18 protein-coding genes are annotated in these 22349 nt (G+C 34.3%); 12 read left to right on the top strand and 6 right to left on the bottom strand.

Features of this window, described 5'->3' with window-relative positions; genetic code table 11:
• Positions 1 to 45: 45 nt before the first annotated feature.
• Together V6246_RS08065 and V6246_RS08060 are read right to left on the bottom strand one after the other, a co-directional pair.
• Positions 46 to 2550: a DUF5686 and carboxypeptidase-like regulatory domain-containing protein gene (locus tag V6246_RS08065; protein WP_341559943.1), complete on the bottom strand. Its 2505-nt coding sequence runs from the start codon at positions 2548 to 2550 to the stop codon at positions 46 to 48.
• Positions 2551 to 2701: 151 nt separating this feature from the next.
• On the bottom strand, positions 2702 to 3679 hold the full coding sequence (locus V6246_RS08060) for a pyruvate dehydrogenase complex E1 component subunit beta (RefSeq protein WP_341559942.1): 978 nt from the start codon (positions 3677 to 3679) through the stop codon (positions 2702 to 2704).
• Positions 3680 to 4220: 541 nt separating this feature from the next.
• Here V6246_RS08060 and V6246_RS08055 point away from each other — a divergent pair.
• The 5 genes from V6246_RS08055 (at position 4221) to V6246_RS08035 (ending at position 9325) form a co-directional block, all read left to right on the top strand.
• Entirely contained in the window at positions 4221 to 4967 is a 747-nt protein-coding gene (locus tag V6246_RS08055; RefSeq protein ID WP_042496682.1) for an electron transfer flavoprotein subunit beta/FixA family protein, read from the top strand.
• A 104-nt stretch (positions 4968 to 5071) separates the two neighbouring features.
• Entirely contained in the window at positions 5072 to 6031 is a 960-nt protein-coding gene (locus V6246_RS08050; RefSeq protein WP_074937055.1) for an electron transfer flavoprotein subunit alpha/FixB family protein, read from the top strand.
• Positions 6032 to 6141: 110 nt separating this feature from the next.
• A complete protein-coding gene (locus V6246_RS08045; RefSeq protein WP_042502640.1) occupies positions 6142 to 6759 on the top strand; it encodes a bifunctional nuclease family protein in 618 nt (205 codons plus the stop codon).
• Positions 6760 to 6775: 16 nt separating this feature from the next.
• Positions 6776 to 8311 carry a NupC/NupG family nucleoside CNT transporter gene (locus tag V6246_RS08040; protein WP_341559941.1) on the top strand — a complete coding sequence of 512 codons (1536 nt, stop codon included), beginning with the start codon at positions 6776 to 6778 and terminating at the stop codon, positions 8309 to 8311.
• Positions 8312 to 8500: 189 nt separating this feature from the next.
• A complete protein-coding gene (locus tag V6246_RS08035) occupies positions 8501 to 9325 on the top strand; it encodes a thymidylate synthase (protein ID WP_341559940.1) in 825 nt (274 codons plus the stop codon).
• A 76-nt stretch (positions 9326 to 9401) separates the two neighbouring features.
• On the opposite strand, the gene V6246_RS08030 is transcribed toward V6246_RS08035, so the two are convergent.
• The gene (locus tag V6246_RS08030; protein ID WP_304405701.1) at positions 9402 to 9698 is read right to left on the bottom strand and encodes an isoamylase early set domain-containing protein; all 297 of its coding nucleotides are present in this window, start codon (positions 9696 to 9698) and stop codon (positions 9402 to 9404) included.
• Positions 9699 to 9993: 295 nt separating this feature from the next.
• Between V6246_RS08030 and V6246_RS08025 the strand changes: the two genes are divergently transcribed.
• The 4 genes from V6246_RS08025 (at position 9994) to lspA (ending at position 14029) form a co-directional block, all read left to right on the top strand.
• Entirely contained in the window at positions 9994 to 10920 is a 927-nt protein-coding gene (locus V6246_RS08025; protein WP_341559939.1) for a dihydrofolate reductase, read from the top strand.
• Between the two features lie 40 nt (positions 10921 to 10960).
• Complete coding sequence (locus tag V6246_RS08020) at positions 10961 to 12517, top strand: NAD(P)/FAD-dependent oxidoreductase (RefSeq protein ID WP_341559938.1); 1557 nt, start codon at positions 10961 to 10963, stop codon at positions 12515 to 12517.
• Between the two features lie 105 nt (positions 12518 to 12622).
• Positions 12623 to 13516, top strand: a complete 894-nt coding sequence (gene fabD, locus V6246_RS08015) for an ACP S-malonyltransferase (protein WP_341559937.1) — start codon at positions 12623 to 12625, stop codon at positions 13514 to 13516.
• Positions 13517 to 14029 (top strand): signal peptidase II, encoded by a 513-nt coding sequence (lspA, locus tag V6246_RS08010; RefSeq protein WP_341559936.1) that lies wholly within the window; start codon positions 13517 to 13519, stop codon positions 14027 to 14029.
• An 83-nt stretch (positions 14030 to 14112) separates the two neighbouring features.
• Here lspA and V6246_RS08005 read toward each other — a convergent pair whose 3' ends face one another.
• Complete coding sequence (locus V6246_RS08005; RefSeq protein WP_341559935.1) at positions 14113 to 16323, bottom strand: M1 family metallopeptidase; 2211 nt, start codon at positions 16321 to 16323, stop codon at positions 14113 to 14115.
• A gap of 307 nt (positions 16324 to 16630) precedes the next feature.
• On the opposite strand from V6246_RS08005, the gene V6246_RS08000 reads away from it, so the two are divergent.
• The 3 genes from V6246_RS08000 to V6246_RS07990 all read left to right on the top strand — a co-directional run bounded on the left by V6246_RS08000 (position 16631) and on the right by V6246_RS07990 (position 20768).
• Entirely contained in the window at positions 16631 to 17161 is a 531-nt protein-coding gene (locus V6246_RS08000; protein ID WP_042502653.1) for an inorganic diphosphatase, read from the top strand.
• A gap of 128 nt (positions 17162 to 17289) precedes the next feature.
• Positions 17290 to 19698, top strand: coding sequence for a sodium-translocating pyrophosphatase (locus V6246_RS07995; RefSeq protein ID WP_341559934.1), 2409 nt, complete (start codon positions 17290 to 17292; stop codon positions 19696 to 19698).
• A gap of 71 nt (positions 19699 to 19769) precedes the next feature.
• Complete coding sequence (locus tag V6246_RS07990; protein ID WP_341559933.1) at positions 19770 to 20768, top strand: App1 family protein; 999 nt, start codon at positions 19770 to 19772, stop codon at positions 20766 to 20768.
• 56 nt (positions 20769 to 20824) lie between these two features.
• Here V6246_RS07990 and V6246_RS07985 read toward each other — a convergent pair whose 3' ends face one another.
• Entirely contained in the window at positions 20825 to 21439 is a 615-nt protein-coding gene (locus V6246_RS07985; protein WP_159018428.1) for a deoxynucleoside kinase, read from the bottom strand.
• A gap of 4 nt (positions 21440 to 21443) precedes the next feature.
• Positions 21444 to 22223, bottom strand: coding sequence for a hypothetical protein (locus V6246_RS07980; RefSeq protein WP_341559932.1), 780 nt, complete (start codon positions 22221 to 22223; stop codon positions 21444 to 21446).
• Positions 22224 to 22349: the final 126 nt, after the last annotated feature.

Genomic DNA, 22349 nt, shown 5'->3' with positions numbered 1-22349 from the left:
AAGACAACTACTGCCTTTGTGCGTTTTCTGTATATAAATAAGGTTCTAGAAGTTAAACCCGAAGCTTCCGGTAACTCCAAACTTTCTAGCGTCTGGATATTCAACTTCATTTAAGTAATTTCCTCTAAAATTAAAATCTATTCTAAATACTTTAAAAATGTTTCCAATACCAAAACCATATTCGTAGTATGGCTTTTTAGATGGCGCTGCTAACGGAATGCTATTTGGCAAGCCTGTGTTACTTAATGCGAAGTTCTCATCAGATAGCTCCCCTATAACGCCACGGAAACTCACTATTTCTCTTAAATTTAGTTTACGTAAAAACGGGATTCGAGAAAATAAACGTCCGTTAAAGTTATGTTCTAAATGTACAGATCCATAAGTATCTGAAACAAACTCGTAAAAGTCTAATTGAGAAAAGGTATTGTATATTGAAAAATACGATTGGTTTCCTGGTATAACGCTTAATAAACCTAATGGTACTTCACCAAAGGTTTTACCTGCTTCTACCGTTGTGGTTAAGCGGCCAAAGCCACCAATTTGCCAAGGTTGGATATATGAGAACTGAAGTTTAGTGTAGTTAAAATCACCATCGAATATGGCTTTATCTCCACGTGTTATTTGCGCAAAAAGACGTGCGTAATCATCGTTAGCATTTAAACGCTCTACGCCAAAACCTGTCATTTTTCGTTTCGGGAAATAAGACATTGATAAAGACGATTCGAATTGTTTAATTTCCGATTCTAATCCATCAGGCGTATTGTAGTCTAAACTAAAGGTTGGAGATGCCGATTCTAAAGTACGGTAGTTACCGCCTAATCTAAAAATAACATTGCGCCATGGTTCTGCTTCAACAGCTAAACTGGTTAAGTTTATAGAGGTTAACTTGTCGTTGGTGCTTGTGCCTACTACAGAAGATGATGCTAAGCTTCGTCCTAAAACATCAGAACTTGTGGTTAAGCTCGCTCCAATTTGCTCTACATCGCGTCTGTTTCCTCCAGAAATAATTAAACGACTCTTTTTATCAACTAGCCATTTTCCAGAAATGCCATACTTTACTTTATCATCTCTAAAACCATAAGCCATAAAACCTTCTAAACGCCATAAATCGTTTTTTCCAAAATATGTTCTACCACCTGCACGCAAGCGTAAACCTTCAACTTCATTAAATCCAAAAGTTGAAAATATTGGTCCGTAATCTAGAGGTAATGAGTTAAACTCGATATAACCTGAGGTTAAAATACTTCCTAAATTATAAAGGCGTTTAAATTTTTTAACTGTTTTTAAAGTATCGAGCATTTTGTAAACACCTTGCTCATCTTTATTTAAACTTTCTAAACGATTTTCCGACCAAAAGGTATCATCACGATCGTAAACATCTTTATCGAAATTGTAAACTTCAACATCGTAGAATTTTTTATCTTTCTCTTTATCAAATACGTAATTGTTGTACAAAGTAGTACGCTTGCCATAAACACCACGCGATTTTTCTTTTTTACTAAAAGCGAAATCACTCATCATGTAATCACGTTTTACTAAAAATAAAGAATCGTTTAATACTTCAAATTCTTGTTCAATATAAATGTCTTTTACCCAGTTTATATTTGCACTTTTTGAAGCCTGTAAGTTAATTTCTTTAATAGCATAGGTGGTATCGGCAACCCAAAAATCTCCTTTAAAAGTCAGTTCGTTTTTTCTACGCGGATAGTAAATAATGTTGTAACACCATTTATTATCAATAAAGGAGCTATCGGATAATACATAGTTGTAAGTGTTAATACCCGTTTTAGATAAGGGACTTACAAAACTTTTATCGAAAAATTTAAGGTAGTTGTCGTAAACATTAAAGTCGTTATAAAGGTCGTCTACAAAATCGATTATTATTTGGTTATCACTAAACCCAGAGTTTTTGTTTCCTTTTAAATCGTTTTTTTCTTTGTTTATAATATTGTCGCCATAAACGGTAGATACGGCTTCGTTTATAAACATAGGTAAATAAGTTTTACCTGTAACATTAGAAGTGTCGACTTGGTCGAAAACAAATTCCATGCCTCTAAATAGCTTGCTTTTTATTAAAGCGCTATCTATGGTGTTAATATCGAATTCTACTTTTTCGTATTTATCGTATTCGTATTGTTTAAACTGTTTTAAGCCATTACTTCGTTTGTTTTCCCAAATTTTTCGAAGTAAATCTATAGCGGGGTTGTTTTTTTTAGACTGCTTACCTGTTACAATTAACACTTGGTCTAGGGCAGAGGCTTCTTCTTTTAAAGTGAAACTTAAATCGTAATTCACCTTTTTAGTTAAAGGCACATCTAGAGTTTCGTAACCTATAAAGGATACAATAAGGTTACTCCATGTTTCGTCAGATTCTAAATAGAATTTTCCGTTTTCATCGGTTATTGTTCCTTGGGTCGATCCTTTAAATAAGACGTTTGCAAAAGATACGGGCTCTTTATATTCGTCAAAAATATAACCGCTCACTTTGGTTTGCGCTACAATAGAAAGCAATCCAAAAAAGAAAAATAATAAAACTAATTTCGTTTTCATCAGGGGCATTTAGTATGTTTTATTTAAAAGAAGCTAATAGTCTGTTTGTAACAGTGTTCCTTTCAAAAAAACAAATAGGTTATTTTATTATACGAAAAAACTTCACTAACAGTTGTGCTAATGAAGTTTTAATAACGTAAAATATGTTGTTTTATTTGTATAAAACTTTTTTCACAGCTTTAATAACCTCGTCTTTATTCGGTAACCATTCTTCTAAAAGAACAGGAGAATAAGGTGCAGGTGTATCTGCCGTGTTTATTTTAATAATTGGTGCATCTAAATAATCGAAAGCTTCACTTTGCACTAAATAAGTAATTTCAGTAGCAACGTTCCCAAAAGGCCAAGCTTCTTCTAAAATAACTAATCTGTTTGTTTTCTTAACAGATTCTACAATCGCTTTTCTATCCAATGGACGAACGGTACGTAAATCGATAATTTCACAAGAAATACCTTCTTTCTCTAATTCGTCTGCAGCTTTGTAAGCTTCTTTTATAATTTTACCAAAAGAAACAATAGTAACATCGGTACCTTCACGTTTAATGTCGGCAACACCTAATGGAATAATGTATTCGCCTTCTGGCACTTCACCTTTATCACCATACATTTGCTCACTTTCCATAAAAATAACCGGATCGTCGTCGCGAATAGATGCTTTTAAAAGTCCTTTTGCATCATAAGGATTAGATGGTACAACAACTTTTAAACCAGGTGTATTAGCAAACCAGTTCTCAAAAGCTTGTGAGTGTGTTGCTCCTAATTGTCCTGCAGAACCTGTTGGTCCACGAAAAACAATAGGGCAGTTAAATTGCCCACCAGACATTTGTCTAATTTTTGCTGCGTTGTTTATAATTTGATCAATTCCTACTAAAGAGAAGTTAAATGTCATGTATTCTACAATCGGGCGGTTACCTGTCATGGTAGAACCAATTGCTATACCTGCAAAACCAAGCTCTGCAATTGGTGTATCAATAACACGTTTTGCTCCAAACTCATCTAGCATTCCTTTCGATGCTTTGTAAGCACCATTATATTCAGCTACTTCCTCGCCCATTAAGTAAATGCTTTCGTCACGACGCATTTCTTCACTCATGGCTTCACAAATGGCTTCTCTAAATTGAATTGTCTTCATTCTATCTATTTTAAATCAAGTTGCTAAATTAAAAATTTTCTACGAGAAAAATATTGTTTTTTTCACTTTGATTTATGGAAATTTTCAAGTCGGGAGTAAGTGCTGTGTTTTTTTATCAAATTAACAGAAGAAAAACGTTTTTAGATGAAACTCAAGAATGAGAAAAGGGGATTATTGCGGATTGCACTAAGAAGGATGGAATAATCTTCCCTTTAATAAGGTGTTTTAAATCATGATTGCTTCAGTTTTCGATTTAAATCTTTTCTGTAAGTAGGTTTTTTATTACTTTTCATGATGTGAAATTTTAATAAAACCTGATAGGGTGTTAATATTGTGTGAACTAAAACCAGTGGTCTAAATAATTGTTTATACCTTTGTTTAAAGGTGTTTATAAAAAGTTTTAGTTTTGTTTCTAGATAAAAACTAGTTGATTTCTAAAAAATAAAAACAAAAATTTATTATGCATGCATAGTATTTTTCGAAATAAAATAATTAACTTCGTAAACTCAAACAAACATATTCTTACTAAATAGCGATTATTATGAAAATATTAGTGTGCATTAGCCACGTTCCCGATACCACTTCTAAGATTAATTTTACAGAAGACAATACTAAGTTTGATGCCAATGGCGTACAATTTGTAATAAACCCTTATGATGAATTTGGATTAACACGTGCCATGTGGTTTAAGGAAAAACAAGGTGCCAGTGTAGATGTTGTAAATGTTGGTGGTCCAGAAACCGAGCCTACATTACGTAAAGCTTTGGCTATTGGTGCAGATGCTGCAATACGCATAAATACAGTAGCTACCGATGCTTTTTCTGTAGCTAAGCAATTAGCTCATGTTGTTAGTAATGGTGGTTACGATTTAGTTATTGCTGGTCGTGAATCTATTGATTACAATGGCGGAATGGTGCCTGGTATGCTTGCGGCTTTAACTAATGCAAATTTTGTAAATAGCTGTATTGGTTTAGAAATAGACGGTACAAGCGCTAAAGCGGTTAGAGAAATCGATGGTGGTAAAGAAACCGTTTCTACAAGTTTACCATTAGTAGTTGGTGGACAAAAAGGATTGGTAGAAGAAAGTGATTTACGTATTCCAAATATGCGTGGTATTATGATGGCTCGTAAAAAACCATTAACAGTATCAGAACCTGTAGAAGCTTCTCCTGAAACACAATCTGTTTCTTTTGAAAAACCAGCTCCAAAAGGTGCAGTTACTTTGGTTTCTCCAGATAATTTAGACGAGTTGGTAAGCTTACTTCATAATGAAGCTAAGGTTATTTAGAGAAAAGGAGTTAGTCTGAGTTTAATTTCAGAGTCTTTTCAAGTTTACAAAATCATTAATGAGATTTTCACTTCCGTGGAAATTAAAAAAATAAAGAATATATTATGTCAGTTTTAGTATATACAGAATCAGAACAAGGTCACTTTAAAAAAGCAGCGTTAGAAGTTGCTTCTTATGCAAAAGCCGTTGCAGACCAATTAGGCACAACGGTTACAGCTATTAGCGTAAATGCCGCAGACACATCTGTTTTAGGGAATTACGGAGTAGATAAAGTGTTACATGTTAATAATGATAAATTAAATAGTTTTAATGCCAATGCTTATGCAAATGTTATTAAGCAAGCGGCCGAAAACGAAAGTGCTAAAGTTATTATTATCAGCTCTAGTGCCGATAGTAAATATTTAGCGCCACTTTTAGCGGTAGGGTTAAATGCAGGTTATGCTTCTAATGTTGTTGCAGCACCATCTAGCACAAGTCCGTTTACCGTTAAACGTCCCGCTTTTACAAATAAAGCTTTCGAAAACACGCAAATAAACACCGAAGTTAAAATTATTGGAGTTTCTAATAATGCATTTGGTTTAGTAGAAAATAGTGGTAGTGCTTCCGCGGAAGATTTTTCGCCTGCCATTCCAGAATTTGCTGTAAACGTTGAGTCTGTAGATAAAGCCACAGATAAAGTAACTATTGCAGATGCAGAAATTGTAGTCTCTGGTGGTCGTGGATTAAAAGGTCCTGAAAATTGGGGTATGATTGAAGAATTGGCCGAAGTTTTAGGTGCAGCAACAGCTTGCTCTAAACCAGTGTCAGATTTAGGATGGAGACCACATAGTGAACACGTTGGGCAAACAGGAAAACCTGTAGCATCTAATTTGTATATCGCTATCGGAATCTCTGGTGCTATTCAGCATTTAGCAGGTATTAATGCCTCTAAAGTGAAAGTTGTAGTTAATACAGATCCAGAAGCACCGTTTTTTAAAGCAGCCGATTACGGAGTAGTTGGAGATGCTTTTCAGGTTATTCCAGAACTCATCGAGAAATTAAAAGCTTTTAAAGCGCAGCAATAACATATTTTTTTTTAAATTGTAATAATATTCAGAACTGATTAAATTAGAATTTATCCATCATGCAGTTGGTAAAGTCCTAATTTAAACAGTTCTTTGCGTTTTTATTAATTATGAGTTTAGTAAGATTAAACATAAAGGGGATTTCCTATAGTCAAACCCAAAATGGTGCGTATGCATTAATTTTAAATGAAGTAGATGGCGACCGCAAACTCCCTATAGTTATTGGGGCTTTCGAGGCTCAATCTATTGCTATTGCTTTAGAGAAAGAAATTAGTCCTCCAAGACCCTTAACACATGATTTATTTAAAAATTTTGCAGACCGCTTCGATATTGTTGTAAAACAAGTTATTATCCATAAGCTTGTAGATGGCGTTTTTTATTCAAGTTTAATTTGCGAACGCGATAAAATTGAAGAAATAATAGATGCCAGAACTAGTGATGCTATAGCTTTAGCACTTCGCTTTCAAGCTCCAATTTTTACGTTTAAAAACATTCTTGATAAAGCAGGTATTTACTTAAAAGTGAATCCTAAAAAAGAGGATGATGATACGGAAGATAATATTTTGATGGATGAGTTGGTTGCAAATGAGCTTGAGCCTCAAGAACCAGGAGAAAACTACAAAGCAAAATCTATCGAAGAACTTCACAACTTACTAGAAGAAGCCGTTTCGAATGAAGATTATGAAAAGGCAGCACATATTCGTGATGAAATTTCCAAAAGAGAATAATACCTAAGTCTATAATATGAATAAGTTGTTTTTGATTACTGTTGCTTTTTTTTTAGTTCTAACTACAACATTAACGGCACAGGATGTAAACGAAACAATAACTGCCGAAATTAGCCAAACTACAGATTCTGTTAGCAATGCTCTGCAAGATTCGGTAGTGGTTACTAAAGCAGAATTAAATGTCGCTCAAGTTGCCGAGTCTGTGCAACCAGAACCACAAGTAGCAACTGCAACTATAATACCTAGCCAGGGGTTTACTTTAAACAGTTTATGGCGTGGTGTTTTAGGTATGGTTACGCTTATTTTTGTAGCGTTTCTTTTTAGTAGCAATAGAAAGGCTATCGACTGGAAAATTGTTGTTGTCGGTTTAGCTTTTCAACTTTTAATTGCTATTGGCGTTTTAAAAGTAGAATTCATAAAAACTATTTTTGAATTTATTGGAGGCTTATTTGTAAACGTACTCGATTTTACAAGAGCTGGAAGTAAGTTTCTTTTCGAAGGTTTAGTGGTAGATATGGATACGTTCGGATTTATTTTCGCGTTCCAAGTGCTACCAACTATTATATTCTTTTCTGCATTAACATCTGTTTTATTTTATTTAGGTATCATTCAACGCGTCGTAAAGGCTATGGCTTGGTTGCTTTCTAAAACATTAAAAATTTCGGGAGCCGAAAGTTTAAGTGTTGCCGGAAATATCTTTTTAGGCCAAACCGAAGCACCACTTTTAATTAAGGCGTATTTGGAGAAAATGAACAAATCTGAAATGCTATTGGTAATGATTGGTGGTATGGCAACTGTTGCGGGAGCTGTATTGGCGGCATACATTGGCTTTTTAGGTGGAGATGATGCTGATTTAAGATTATTCTATGCAAAACACTTGTTAGCAGCCTCTGTTATGGCAGCGCCAGGTGCTATTGTAATTTCAAAAATATTATTCCCTCAAACAGAAGAAGTAAATACCGATGTTTCTGTTTCTCAAGAAAAAATAGGATCTAACTTTTTAGATGCTATTGCAAACGGAACTACCGAAGGTTTAAAACTAGCCGTTAATGTTGGTGCTATGTTATTAGTGTTTGTGGCTTTTATAGCTATGTTTAACGGTATTCTTGGCTGGGTTGGAGATGTAACATCTGTAAACAGTTGGATTGCTAGTAACACATCATACGCTAAACTATCTATCGAACTTATTTTAGGTTATGCTTTTGCACCGCTTATGTGGCTTATTGGTGTAGCTAAAGAAGATATGGCTTTAATGGGGCAACTTTTAGGTATTAAATTGGCAGCCAGCGAGTTTATTGGATACATACAATTACGTGATTTAAAAAATGCGGCAAATGCTACGCATTTAAGTTACGAGAAATCGATAATCATGGCAACTTACATGCTTTGTGGTTTTGCTAATTTTGCTTCTATAGGTATCCAAATTGGTGGTATTGGTTCTCTTGCTCCAGGGCAACGTAAAACCTTATCTAAATTTGGTATGAAAGCGCTTGTTGGTGGTACTATTGCTTCTTTAATTTCGGCGACTATTGCTGGAATGATTATTGGGTAGATAGGTTAACCGTGACATTTCCCCGAAAGGGAATTACATTAGCTTAGTTAATAACTTTCTAATATTTATTAAATCGAAATAATATCCATTTTCAACAATTTGATTAATTTCGTCTGCGCTCAAATTACATTGTAGTTTGCTCTTATTTATTAATTTATAAGTTTCCACTTTCGTGGAAAATTTACATATATGAAACAATATCACGACTTAGTAAAACACGTTTTAGAAAACGGAAATGAAAAAGGAGATCGTACAGGTACAGGAACCAAAAGTGTTTTTGGGTACCAAATGCGTTTCGATTTAAGTGAAGGTTTTCCGATGGTAACCACCAAAAAACTACATTTAAAATCTATCATTTATGAGCTGCTTTGGTTCTTAAAAGGTGATACCAATACCAAATATTTAACCGAAAACGGTGTGCGTATTTGGAATGAATGGGCAGATGAAAATGGAGATCTCGGCCCTGTTTACGGTCACCAATGGCGTAACTGGAATAGTGATGAAATAGATCAAATTAAAGAAGTAATCCATAGTTTAAAAACCAACCCGAATAGTCGTAGAATGTTGGTGTCTGCTTGGAATCCTTCTGTTTTACCAGATAATTCAAAATCTTTTAGCGAGAATGTAGCTAACGGAAAAGCTGCGTTACCTCCGTGTCACGCGTTTTTTCAATTTTATGTAGCTAATGGTAAATTGTCTTGTCAACTTTATCAACGCAGTGCAGATATCTTTTTAGGTGTACCATTCAATATTGCTTCTTATGCCTTATTCACCATGATGATGGCTCAGGTTTGCGGTTACGAGGCTGGAGAGTTTATCCATACTTTTGGAGATGCGCATATTTACAGTAACCATTACGAGCAATTAGAGTTGCAATTATCTAGAGATATTCGTCCGTTACCAACAATGAAAATGAATCCTGAAATTAAAGATATTTTCGATTTCGATTTTAATGATTTCACTTTAGAGGGTTACGATCCACATCCACATATAAAAGGAAAAGTAGCAATTTAAAATTTGCAAAATATAAAGCATAAAAAAGGGTTTCTAAATATTTAGAAACCCTTTTTTATATCGTATTGTTATGTAATTATACACTAACAACGCTGTTCTCAGCAGAAGCATAATCGCTCCAAACATAAGAATCTGCTGCAGTATCATTAACGTAATCTCCGTCAACTATATATTTGAATTCATAAGAGTTCTCAGCATCTAAATCAACAGTGCCTTTAAATGTTCCGTTCTTTAATTTTTTTAACGGTGTTGCTTTTTCGTTCCATTCATTAAAGCTCCCAACAATAGAAACTTTTTTTGCCGCCTCAGCTTCTACAGTAAAAGTAACTTTACAAACTGGTTTGCTTTTTAAATATTGTTTTTTAATAGCCATAGTAAAATATGTTGTTTTATTATACAAATTTATAAAAGTTTATTAACTCATTATCATTTAAACGCCTTAACATCAAAAAATTATCAATTTATTAATATGGGTTCTAATTATTTCACGGTAAATAATAAAATTAGGCTGAATTTTATATTATTAGCAATGGTAAAATCGCCTTTTTGCTTGATTTTCAATTAGTTTTAAAGCTTAATAGGCTTGTGTTTCTCTAAAATACGACTAATTAAATAAACTTCGGCATATCATTAAAATGTTATAACTTTACATCTATTATTTTTACATCATGTTCGGAAAAAAAAGACCCACTCCACAAATCGATAAAGACCAATTAGAGCTTATAGAAAATGCTCAAAAACGCATTAGGCAAAAGAAAGGATTGTACATTCATTTTGTAATATTTCTTCTTGGTGCCGTTTTTTTAATAATTGCTAATACGGTTTTAGGTATTGGTAAAGAGGTTACATTTTTTGGTAAAGAATGGTTTTTGTATGCTATTTTAGCTTGGTCATTTTTCTTTGTATATCATTTAATTAATGTAGTTGTTACTCATAAATTTATGGGTAAAGCTTGGGAAAAAGAACAACTAGAAAAACTTGTAGCAAAACAACAAGTGCGCATAGAAACTTTAAAAAGTACATTAGTTAAAGAAGAAAAGCTTATTGTGAAAAGTGAGGTTTTCAAAAGTAAACAAAAAGTAAAAGAAGCTATAAACACAGGTAAACAAGAACTTACTATTATTGTCGCTGCAGCGGAAAATGATGCCATTGGAAAAGGTAATAAACTTATTTGGCATTTAAGTGACGATTTAAAACGATTTAAAAGCTTAACAAATGGCCATCATATCATTATGGGGCGTAAAACATTTGAGAGTTTCCCAAAGCCATTACCAAACCGTACACATGTTGTTATTACAAGGCAAACCGATTATAAAGCGCCAGATGGTGTAATATTAGTTAATAGTTTAGAAGAAGCTATAAAAGCTTCTAAAAGCGATGCGCAGCCCTATATTATTGGTGGTGGTGAAATCTATAAGCAAGCTATGGAGGTTGCTGATAAAATTGAATTAACACGTGTACATGAAAGCTTTGATGCCGATACTTTTTTTCCGGAAGTAGATTCTTCAATATGGAAAGAAACTGCTCATAAATTTCATAATAAAGATGATAAGCACGATTATGAATTTACGTTTTTAACTTACGAAAGAAAATAGAAAAGCAAATAGTTTGTTGCTTTAGAGAACTTCAATATTTATGGTGAAAGAAATTCAACTTCGTATTACATTAAAAGAAGAAGAACGTAGTGATATTCTAGTTTTAAAGGCTGCTTTAAAGTTAGAAATAGATCGAAAAGATATTACAGGAGTAAAAGTTTTAAGAAAATCTATTGATGCTCGAAAGGCTAAGATTATGTTGAACTATAAAGTAGCTGTTTATATTCGCGAAGCCTTACCAAAAACATCCGATTATACTTTTGATTATAAAGATGTATCTAAAGGAAAACCGGTTCATATTATTGGTTTCGGTCCTGCAGGTATGTATGCGGCGTTGCGTTGTATAGAACTTGGTTTTAAACCTATTGTTTTAGAACGCGGGAAAAATGTAAAAGATCGTCGTCGTGATTTAAAGGCGATAAATCAAGATCATTTTGTAAACGAAGATTCTAACTATTGCTTTGGTGAAGGTGGAGCAGGAACTTACAGTGATGGAAAGCTTTACACTCGAAGTTTAAAGCGTGGTGATGTACGCCGTATTTTTGAGAATTTAGTTTTTCATGGTGCTACCGATCAAATTTTGGTCGATGCACACCCACATATAGGAACAAATAAGCTTCCGAAAGTGGTTCAAAATATTCGAGAAACTATATTAAATTATGGTGGAGAAGTTCATTTTGAAACCCGAGTTACCGATTTTGTTATTAAAGATAATAGTATAACAGCGATTCAACTTTTAAATAAAGAAGAAATGCCTGTGGATAAGGTAATTCTAGCAACAGGGCATTCGGCAAGAGATATTTTTTATTTACTAGATAAAAAAGATATTGCTTTAGAGGCCAAATCCTTTGCTATGGGCGTTCGTGTAGAACACCCGCAACATATTATAGATTCTATCCAATACCATTGTTCTGGCGCTCGTCATGAACTTTTACCAGCTGCATCTTACGGATTAGTACAGCAAGTTAACGAACGTGGTGTATATTCATTTTGCATGTGTCCTGGCGGATTTATTGTGCCGGCAGCTACAGCAAATGGAGAAGTTGTTGTAAATGGTATGTCGCCGTCTAAGCGGAATAATCTATATGCCAATTCGGGTATTGTAGTAGAAATAGATGTTAATAAAGATTTACCTAAATACGAACAATTTGGAGCGTTAAAAGGTTTAGAATATCAGAAGAATTTAGAACGTTTGGCCTTTACAGCCGGAGGAAGAAGTCAAGTAGCGCCAGCACAACGTTTAACCGATTTTGTAGAAGGTAATTTATCTTCAAGTTTAAATGATACATCATACCAACCGGGATTAAATTCGGCGCCTTTACATTCGCTTTTACCGAAATTAATTGGGAGTAGGTTACGAAAAGGGTTTCAAGCATTCGGACAAAAAATGAATGGTTATTATACAGAAGAAGCCAATGTGGTTGGTGTAGAGTCTAGAACATCATCACCAGTTTCTATTCCTCGAAAAGAGAGTTTAGCACATCCTCAAATTTCCAATTTATTTCCTTGCGGAGAAGGTGGAGGTTATGCAGGAGGTATTGTTTCTGCGGCTATGGATGGTGAACGTTGTGCGGAAGCAGCAACGGGTAATTTATAGATTGCTAGGCAGGATTTATTTTATTGTTAATCCCGCTAAAATCATTAAAACTATTGATAATAGCCAATAATTACTATTTTTGCAACACTAATAAAAGAACCAATTATGAACGCATATATTTTTCCAGGCCAAGGGGCACAATTTTCAGGAATGGGTTTAGACCTTTATGAAAACTCTCCTTTAGCACAAAGTTTATTCGAAAAAGCTAATGAGATTTTAGGGTTTCCTATTACAGACATTATGTTTGAAGGAACTGCAGAAGCTTTAAAAGAAACTAAAGTAACACAACCGGCTATATTTTTACATTCAGTAATTTTAGCAAAAACGCTAGGCGAAAGCTTTAAACCAGATATGGTTGCAGGACATTCTTTAGGTGAATTTTCAGCATTAGTAGCTAGTGGCGCATTAACTTTTGAAGACGGATTAAAACTGGTGTCTCAACGTGCTATCGCGATGCAAAAAGCTTGCGAATTAGAACCAAGTACTATGGCTGCCGTTTTAGGTTTAGAAGATGCTGTAGTAGAAAAAGTATGTGAAGAAATTGATGGTGTTGTTGTTGCTGCAAATTACAACTGCCCAGGTCAATTAGTGATTTCGGGAGAAGTTGAAGCAATAAACAAAGCTTGTGAGGCTTTAAAAGAAGCTGGAGCAAGACGTGCTTTAGTATTACCAGTTGGTGGAGCATTTCACTCACCAATGATGGAGCCAGCTCGTGAGGAGTTAGCGGCAGCTATAGAAAACACAACGTTTAGCAAGCCAAATTGCCCAATTTATCAAAACGTAACAGCAACTGCTATTACTGATGAGTCGGAAATTAAAGCAAATTTAATTTCACAACTTACAGCTCCTGTACGTTGGACACAATCTGTACAACAAATGATAAACGATGGTGCTACCTTATTTACTGAAGTTGGCCCAGGTAAAGTTTTACAAGGTTTAGTTAAAAAAATAAATAGAGCTTCGGAAACAGCTTCTGCAACGTTAGATACAAATAAGTAGATGAAACTTACAAAACGCTCAATTTACATTATTCTAGTTATTGTTTTATCCATTGCTGTCGATCAAATTTCGAAAATATGGGTTAGAAATACTATTGTTGGTCGTACAGATATTCATCCGGGTGAACGTATTTCTTTAATTGGAGATGCTTTTATTTTAATGAATGTTGAAAATACCGGTGCTTTTTTAGGTATGGGTAGCGATTTAAATCCAACCTTAAGAATCATTTTATTGTTAATTCTACCTATTGTTGTTTTAGCATTTGTACTTCGTCATATTTTAAAAGATACAAGTTTAGATAATTTATCACTTTTTGCTTTTGCTAGCATTATAGGTGGTGGTATTGCTAATGTTTACGACCGTGTAGTTTACGGCTCTGTAACCGATTTTTTCTTTATTGATTTAGGAGGTGTTTTTAGAACAGGTGTTTTTAATATGGCCGATTTATCGGTTACTACCGGAATGATAATTTTGGTAATTATGAGTTTTAAGAAGAAAGAAAAAGAAGCTTAGATTTAAGCTATATTTTAAGATTATAAAAAAAGCCAACTAAATAATTTAGTTGGCTTTTTTATGCGATGTATTTTAAAATTAATTTAGTTTGATTTTTTTGCTTTAAAGCGATCAAAGTCGGAAGTTGAATCTGCTTTCGGGAATGTGTTATTATTCATATCCGTATCGGCAAGCTCAAAGTTAGGGTCTAAGTTCACCTTAACAACTGTTTTAGCTTTTATAAAAGTCTTTTTAATTTCATATTCATTTCTTCTCCAAATTTGAGCCGGAATTCTATCAATTTCCGAAGATCCATCAGAGTAAACCCATTCAATAATAACGGGCATTATTAAACCGCCTATATTTTTTACCGTAACCTCGTAAATGTTTTTACCAGAAAGTTGTTTGCGTAATTCTTTTTCATCTAAGCGTGATGTAAATTGACCATATCCTCTATCTGGTGTAGATGTCATATTTATAACTTGTGGCCCGTTCGAGAAATCTGTAAAAACGTCATCAACCATTTCTGCTTCATTGTTATTATTTTCAGAAGTTTTTGTGTTTTCCTCTTTTACTGTAAACCATTTTACATTATGCAGTTTTTGATCAACGTGGTCGGTTGTAAAAAACCATCCTTTATAAAACCAATCTAAATCGGTAGCAGTTGCATCTTCTAGGGTTCTAAATAAATCTCCTGGGTTTGGATGTTTGTATTTCCAACGGTTGGCGTACTCTCTAAAAGCTTCGTCAAATAAGTCTTTACCTATAATAGAGTTACGCAGCATTTGTAATCCTACAGTTGGTTTCATATAGAAATTCGCTCCAAATTGGTTGAATAATTCATTATCTGAATTTGTCATAATTGGGCGTAGTATGTTTTTATCTCCCATCATAAAAGCAACAATTTTTTTCGGAGTTACGTGGCTGTAAGAAGGGTATCTTTCCTTTAAAGTACGTTGGTGTAAAAAGGTGTTTAATCCTTCGTCCATCCACATCCATTTACGCTCATCAGAACTTACAATCATAGGGAACCAATTGTGCCCTACTTCATGTATAATTGTACCAATCATGCTTGCTTTAGCCTTTTCGCTTATTTTACCATTTGTTGGGCGGCCTCCGTTGAAACTAATCATTGGGAATTCCATACCTATGTTAGATGTGTTAACCGAAATAGCAACAGGATAAGGGTAATCGAAAGTAGCGTTAGAGTAAACCTCTAAGGCGTTTTTTACCGCTTTTGTAGAGACTTCTTGCCAAACAGGTAAGCCCTCTTTTGGGTAAAGTGACATAGCCATAACTGTATGGCTTGGTAGTTTTACAGCTTGTGCATCCCACATAAATTTTCTAGATGAAGCAAAAGCAAAATCACGTACATTTTCAGCTTTAAACTTCCAAGTTTTTTTATTGTTAGATTTTGTTTTCTTATTAAGGTCGGCTTCTTCTTCAGTAATAATGATTACCGGTTTGTCAAAAGAAGCTTTGGCTTGCTTTAAGCGTTTAAGTTGTGTTTTGTTTAATACAGATTCGCTGTTCTCTAGCGTACCAGTTGCAGCAACAACATGATCGGCAGGTACTGTAATTTCAACATCGTAATCTCCAAATTCTAAAGCAAACTCACCAAGTTTTTGAAATTGTTGGTTTTGCCAACCTTCAGTATCGCTATATACGGCCATTCTAGGAAACCAATGTGCAATTAAAAAGGCACTGTTATCATCTTCCGGAAAGTATTCATACCCTTCTCGCGAAAGCGTATACATACTTCTATCTGTTATTGGGTAAGACCACGAGATTGAAAAACTAATTTGTTCACCAGATTTTAAAGGCGCATTTAACTTAACCTTCATCATGGTGTTGTTAATCAATATTTTTAGATTGTCATTATTTGTATCCTTTACTTCTTTTATGGAGTAGCCAGCAGGAAAATCGATAGCGCGGGTTAGAAATTGCATTTTCCGGGTGGTAATAAAATCTTTTACTTCATTATTAATACTACCAAAATCTTCGTTTTCTTTTTTGTTTACGTTTTGCTCTAATTGAAGCCATAAGTATGATAATTCATCTGGAGAATTATTAAAATAGGTTATGGTTTCTTCCCCTGAAAGGGTGTTGGTTTTTTCGTCTATAGTCGCTTTAATGTTATAGTTAGCGCGTTGCTGCCAATAATCTCTGCCGGGAGCACCACTAGCTGTTCTGTAAGTGTTTGGTGGAGCAATTAAATTATCGATAGGTTCGAATTTACCTTGCCACGGTTGGGTTTGTGCCGTTAAATTGAAATTAACTAAAATAGTTATGATTAAAATTGGGAGTAGTCTCATATTATGACGCTTATATATCATTGGTTTTAAAAAAACACAAGATACTAATTATGGATAAGTTTTGTAATTAATGTAAGGGGTTTATGGAGAAATAGCCCGGATTTTCAAATAAAACACGAATTGAATTACAATGTGTATCTTTTTAATTCTTAATTAATATAAGGTAAAATTAGAATTAAGCTTTCAATTTAGTATTAAAACACGTGTTTTTATCTTGTTTACTGCTTTCGTGTTCAGTACATTTGTACCTTGATTACAGAAAATTAAGATTCTTCTCTTTTAGAAGAAAAATAAAATAAGATTTAATATGAGCAAGAAACAACAACCGTTAACTTTTGATGTTTTAATTGAAATACCTAAAGGGAGTAGAAATAAATACGAATACGATTTTACATTACACAAAATTCGTTTTGATCGTATGTTATTTTCTTCAATGATGTATCCTGGTGATTATGGATTTATTCCAGAAACTCTAGCGTTAGATAAAGATCCTTTAGATGTGCTAGTTTTAGGTCATCAGCCAACATTTCCAATGGTTGTAATGGAAGTTCGTCCAATTGGTGTGTTTTACATGACGGATGAAAAAGGACCAGACGAAAAAATTATTTGTGTACCGGTATCAGATCCTATTTGGAGTAACAAAATGGATATAGCTGATTTAAACCCACACAGATTAAAAGAAATAGAACATTTTTTCCAAGTTTATAAAGATTTAGAGAAGAAAAAAGTTGATACAGGTGGTTGGGGAAATGCTGAACAAGCAATTAAAATTTACCATGAATGTGTAGATCGTTATGATAAAAGCGAGCACAAGAAAAAACGCACTTTTACTATCTAATTAGTGTATTCTTAAAATATCGTAAAATAAATGAGTCATCTTTAACTAAAGGTGGCTTTTTTTATTAATTATATTTCCTTATTTTTAGCTTGGTAAAATTAACAACAACCAAAAATCAACTAACTCTTATGGAATTAATAATCAAATTATTACCACTCTTCGGGGTAGGTGCATTAGTGTTCGTCTTTATTAAAAGTGCTTGGGTGACTAAGCAGGACCAAGGCGATGAAAAAATGATTCGGATTGCCAAAAATATTGCCGATGGCGCCATGTCTTTTTTAAAAGCAGAATATAAAATTTTATCAATTTTTGTGGTAGCCGTAGCCATTTTGTTATACTTCAAAGGTATATCGGAAGTTGGATCGAGCGGTATTGTAGCCGTTTCGTTTGTTATTGGAGCTATATGTTCTGCACTTGCAGGATTTATAGGTATGAAGGTTGCTACCAAAGCGAATGTAAGAACCACACAAGCCGCTAGAACATCTTTGGGGCGAGCTTTAGAAGTTGCCTTTGCTGGTGGAGCCGTAATGGGACTTGGAGTTGTTGGTTTAGGAATTTTAGGCTTAAGTGGCTTATTTATGATTTATCAAAACTTGTGGCCTGGTGCAGAAAATTTAGCGATGGTATTAAATGTGCTTTCAGGTTTTTCTTTGGGAGCCTCATCTATTGCTTTATTCGCTCGTGTTGGTGGTGGTATATATACTAAAGCAGCCGATGTTGGTGCCGATCTTGTTGGTAAGGTTGAAGCAGGTATTCCTGAAGATCATCCATTAAACCCAGCAACTATTGCAGATAATGTTGGTGATAACGTTGGTGATGTTGCAGGTATGGGAGCCGATTTATTTGAATCTTACGTAGGGTCTATTATTGGTACTATGGTTTTAGGAGCATTTATTTTAACTCCGGATTTTAATGGTTTGGGTGCGGTTTACCTTCCCTTAGTATTAGGAGCTGTTGGTATTGTAATGTCTATATTAGGAACCTTTTTTGTAAAAGTAAAAGATGGAGGAAATCCACAAACAGCATTAAACATTGGAGAATTTGGTTCTGCAGGTTTAATGGTTATAGCATCTTATTTTATTATTAATGCCTTGTTGCCTGAATCTGTAGAAGGATTGCCATTTGGAGCTATGGGTGTCTTTTGGGCAACTATTGCTGGTTTAGTCGCAGGTTTAGCTGTTGGTAAAGTAACAGAATATTACACAGCTACAGGTAAAAGACCAGTAATGTCTATAGTAGAACAATCGGAAACTGGAGCTGCAACAAATATTATTGCAGGTTTAGGTGTGGGGATGATGTCTACCGCTATTCCAATTCTTTTAATTGCTGCGGCTATTATTGTATCGCATCACTTTGCTGGATTATACGGTATTGCAATTGCAGCGGTTGGTATGTTAGCAAATACAGGTATTCAGTTAGCAGTGGATGCTTATGGACCAATTTGTGATAATGCCGGCGGGATTGCAGAAATGGCAGAGTTGCCAAGTGAAGTTCGTGAACGTACAGATAAACTAGATGCTGTTGGTAATACAACTGCAGCAGTAGGTAAAGGTTTTGCTATTGCTTCCGCAGCCTTAACAGCGTTAGCGTTATTTGCGGCTTTCATGAAAACAGCTAATGTTACCGCAATCGATGTGTCTCAACCAACAATCATGGCAGGGTTATTAGTTGGTGGTATGCTTCCATTTGTGTTTTCTGCCTTGTCAATGAATGCGGTTGGTCGTGCTGCAATGGCTATGATAGAAGAGGTGCGTCGTCAGTTTAGAGATATTCCGCAGTTAAAAGCGGCTTTAGCTGTGATGCGTAAATACGATTCGGATATGACGAAGGCCACCAAAGAAGATCGTGCTATTTTTGATGCAGCCGATGGTTATGCCGAATACGATAAATGTGTAGATATTTCTACAAAGGCATCTATAAAAGAAATGGTTTTTCCTGGGTTATTAGCTATTGCAGTACCTGTAGCTGTTGGTTTTATAGGTGGAGCCGAAATGTTAGGTGGCCTTTTGGCGGGTGTAACCACTTGTGGTGTACTTATGGCTATTTTTCAATCTAACGCTGGTGGTGCATGGGATAATGCTAAAAAAACTATAGAGGAGCAAGGTAAAAAGGGAACCGATGCGCATAAAGCCGCTGTTGTAGGTGATACCGTTGGAGATCCTTTTAAAGATACCTCTGGACCATCATTAAACATTCTTTTAAAGTTGATGTCGGTTGTAGCTTTGGTTATTGCACCAAGTATAGCATTATCTACCGATAGTGTTGTGGCTCATGTAAATAACACGGAAATTATAGAAAAAGTTGAGGTTAAAAAACAAGTGAATGTTGAAGTTCATAAAAATGAAGACGGTACTGTTAAAGCCATAGTGAAAACGGTAACTACAAAAAATGGAGAAGGTTCTACAACTTACGAGAATTTTGAAGGAACCAAAGATGAAGTAAAGAAAAGCCTTGCTGCTTTAGGTGAAGATGCTAAAGGTGTTTTAATTGAATTAGAAAAAGATATAAATAAAGTTGAAGAAGAGGTTTTAAATTAGGTTAGACTTCTTTTTTTAGTAATTTTGAAAAACCACGTGGAAGAGTGGTTTTTTGTATTTTTACAATCTATATGTTTAAAAAAGATCCTGTTCAAATTATAGCATTTCAAACTTACGGTACCAGCAACCGTGTGTATTTGCGTGGGCGAGCTATAGAAGATGAAAGCATTAATTTAGAGCAAAAAAGTGTTTTAAAACTGCTAATTAATGCTTGGAAACGTTTTGAAACAGATGAAGTAAAACATGCGGAGCTTAGTGTTAGCCTTGGAGACAATCATGTGTTTTACACCAAAACGGACGAAAGAGGTTATTTTTTGTTAGATGAAATTGTTGATGATATTAGTGAATATCAAGATGATGAAGGTTGGGTTAGGTTTGAATTTTCTTTTAAAAATAAGATTGTTAAACGTTTAATTCAATCAGAAAACAAGTTTTCGGCTCATATGCTTATTCCTTGTAAAAGTGCTAATTTTGGTGTTATTAGCGATATAGATGATACTATTTTACACACCGGTATTGTTTCTATGTTTAAATGGCGCGTGCTTTTTAATACGTTTTTAAAATCTGCCGGAAAGCGATTGCCTTTAGAAGGTGCCGCTGCATTTTATAAGTTATTGCATAAAGGGAAAGAGGAACATGAAGCAAATCCTATTTTTTATGTAAGCCATAGTCCATGGAACTTGTATCGCTATTTAGATTATTTTTTAAAGCAAAATAATTTTCCAAACGGACCCATTATTCTTAGAAAGTTTCCGAGTGTTTTTAAACGAAAACCTAAAGATGAGAAGCCTGAGAAGCAAAAAGAGATTATTAATTTATTAAAATCTTACCCAGACTTAAAGTTTATTTTAATTGGTGATTGTGGAGAGCACGATCCGGATATTTATATTGAAATTGCTCAGGTATTCCCCAATAGAATTTTAGCTATTTATTTGCGCAGTGTTAAGCACAAAAAGAAAATGCTACGTGTTTCTGGGTTGTTTAATGATTATAAAACGACACCTGTTTTATTGGTTGAAACTAGCGAAGAAGCTATTGAGCATGCTCGAAAAAGCGGATTTGTGTTGTAATATTAACAACTAAACCTCAATTTAAAACAAATACATATCTTGAAAAACAGGTTGTTCTAAAACAGCCCGTTTATTTCAGCATCAATAGTGTTTATTACAAAACCTAAATCTTCAGGTTTATCAACAAAATCTAAATGATCTACATCAATTATCAAAAGTTTTCCCTTGTTGTAACCGTGTATCCAAGCTTCGTAACGCTCGTTTAATCGGCTTAAATAATCTATGCTTATAGAGTTTTCGTAATCACGACCGCGTTTATGTATTTGAGATACTAAATTAGGGATGGTGCTACGCAAATAAATTAATATGTCCGGACCTTGTACAAGAGATTCCATTAATTCGAAAAGCGATTTGTAGTTTTCAAAATCACGATTCGTCATTAAACCCATAGCGTGTAAGTTAGGGGCAAAAATATGAGCATCTTCGTATATAGTACGATCTTGTATAATGGCTTTTCCGCTTTCGCGAATTTGTAAAACTTGACGGAAACGACTATTTAAAAAATACACTTGCAGGTTAAAACTCCAGCGTTCCATTTGGTTGTAAAAGTCGTCTAGGTAAGGGTTATCTACCACATCTTCTAATTGAGCTTCCCAATTGTAATGTTTTGCTAACAGTTTTGTGAGAGTGGTTTTTCCAGCGCCTATATTTCCGGCAATAGCAATATGCATAGTGTTATTTTATTTTTAAATGAAACTCGTATAAAGTTTTGTGGGTGTAAATATACAAGGTTTCATTGATTACAAAAAACTGATTTATTATTAAATTAGGAAGAAGAATAGGTACAGGCTGTTCGTCGCTTTTATTGAGATAAAACAAGTTGCTTCCCTTCATTATCACCAAGTTTTCATTGTGTGTCGCAATAGCAGTGTAACCGTTGTTGTCTATTTTTTTTATTAAACTCCCAAAATAATTATAGGTGTATAAATGGTTTTTAGTAAGTAACCAGCAATAATTAAAGTTGCTTTTTAAGTCTAAAACTTGGCTTTGCACGGGTTGTGTATATGCTCGAGATATTCTTGATTTATAATCGAAAAGTTCAAGTTTTTGGCTGTCTTGGTTAAAAATCCAAACGGTGTTATCATGCCCTGTGGAAGCGTGCGAAACATTTTTATAGTCGCTAATAGCATTAAAATCGGTTTTAAAAATTTCCGATAAGCGGTTGTCGAGAATTATTAGGGTGTTGAAATCTTTGTAAAAGAGATTAATTTTTAAAGGATTAAAAGTGTTAGCACTCTCAATGTTTCCCAATTGTAGGTTGTTGTAATTTAGGGTTTTATCTTCTTGAGTTTTATAAAGTACGTTGTTGTTTATATAGAATGAGGTACCAAAATTATTAACGGAAACTAAGTACTCAGCATTAAGCAAGGTTTTTTTAATTAGCGTTGCTTCAATAGGTTCTTGAGAGAAAATTGAAAGGGTAAATAAAAAAAGTATTAATGTGGCGTGTTTCATTCGATTGGAAAATTACAAAAATTGAATCAATTTCTCAGGCATTAAAAACTGTATTTATTTTAAGATTATTTTAACATTTCAAGATTAAACTATTGGGTGTTTGTTTTAGTCTAAGCTAAAATTAAA

Source organism: Algibacter sp. TI.3.09, from assembly GCF_038154905.1.
GTDB lineage: Bacteria > Bacteroidota > Bacteroidia > Flavobacteriales > Flavobacteriaceae > Algibacter.
The sequence above is the reverse complement of the archived record's forward strand: the minus strand, read 5'-3'. Positions and strand labels throughout refer to the sequence as shown.

What these genes read in the sequence shown, in the direction of transcription:
- V6246_RS08065 (WP_341559943.1), bottom strand. Translation starts at nt 2,550, where the DNA reads ATGAAAACGAAATTAGTTTTATTATTTTTCTTTTTTGGATTGCTTTCT.
- V6246_RS08060 (WP_341559942.1), bottom strand. Translation starts at nt 3,679, where the DNA reads ATGAAGACAATTCAATTTAGAGAAGCCATTTGTGAAGCCATGAGTGAA.
- V6246_RS08055 (WP_042496682.1), top strand. Translation starts at nt 4,221, where the DNA reads ATGAAAATATTAGTGTGCATTAGCCACGTTCCCGATACCACTTCTAAG.
- V6246_RS08050 (WP_074937055.1), top strand. Translation starts at nt 5,072, where the DNA reads ATGTCAGTTTTAGTATATACAGAATCAGAACAAGGTCACTTTAAAAAA.
- V6246_RS08045 (WP_042502640.1), top strand. Translation starts at nt 6,142, where the DNA reads ATGAGTTTAGTAAGATTAAACATAAAGGGGATTTCCTATAGTCAAACC.
- V6246_RS08040 (WP_341559941.1), top strand. Translation starts at nt 6,776, where the DNA reads ATGAATAAGTTGTTTTTGATTACTGTTGCTTTTTTTTTAGTTCTAACT.
- V6246_RS08035 (WP_341559940.1), top strand. Translation starts at nt 8,501, where the DNA reads ATGAAACAATATCACGACTTAGTAAAACACGTTTTAGAAAACGGAAAT.
- V6246_RS08030 (WP_304405701.1), bottom strand. Translation starts at nt 9,698, where the DNA reads ATGGCTATTAAAAAACAATATTTAAAAAGCAAACCAGTTTGTAAAGTT.
- V6246_RS08025 (WP_341559939.1), top strand. Translation starts at nt 9,994, where the DNA reads ATGTTCGGAAAAAAAAGACCCACTCCACAAATCGATAAAGACCAATTA.
- V6246_RS08020 (WP_341559938.1), top strand. Translation starts at nt 10,961, where the DNA reads ATGGTGAAAGAAATTCAACTTCGTATTACATTAAAAGAAGAAGAACGT.
- fabD (WP_341559937.1), top strand. Translation starts at nt 12,623, where the DNA reads ATGAACGCATATATTTTTCCAGGCCAAGGGGCACAATTTTCAGGAATG.
- lspA (WP_341559936.1), top strand. Translation starts at nt 13,517, where the DNA reads ATGAAACTTACAAAACGCTCAATTTACATTATTCTAGTTATTGTTTTA.
- V6246_RS08005 (WP_341559935.1), bottom strand. Translation starts at nt 16,323, where the DNA reads ATGAGACTACTCCCAATTTTAATCATAACTATTTTAGTTAATTTCAAT.
- V6246_RS08000 (WP_042502653.1), top strand. Translation starts at nt 16,631, where the DNA reads ATGAGCAAGAAACAACAACCGTTAACTTTTGATGTTTTAATTGAAATA.
- V6246_RS07995 (WP_341559934.1), top strand. Translation starts at nt 17,290, where the DNA reads ATGGAATTAATAATCAAATTATTACCACTCTTCGGGGTAGGTGCATTA.
- V6246_RS07990 (WP_341559933.1), top strand. Translation starts at nt 19,770, where the DNA reads ATGTTTAAAAAAGATCCTGTTCAAATTATAGCATTTCAAACTTACGGT.
- V6246_RS07985 (WP_159018428.1), bottom strand. Translation starts at nt 21,439, where the DNA reads ATGCATATTGCTATTGCCGGAAATATAGGCGCTGGAAAAACCACTCTC.
- V6246_RS07980 (WP_341559932.1), bottom strand. Translation starts at nt 22,223, where the DNA reads ATGAAACACGCCACATTAATACTTTTTTTATTTACCCTTTCAATTTTC.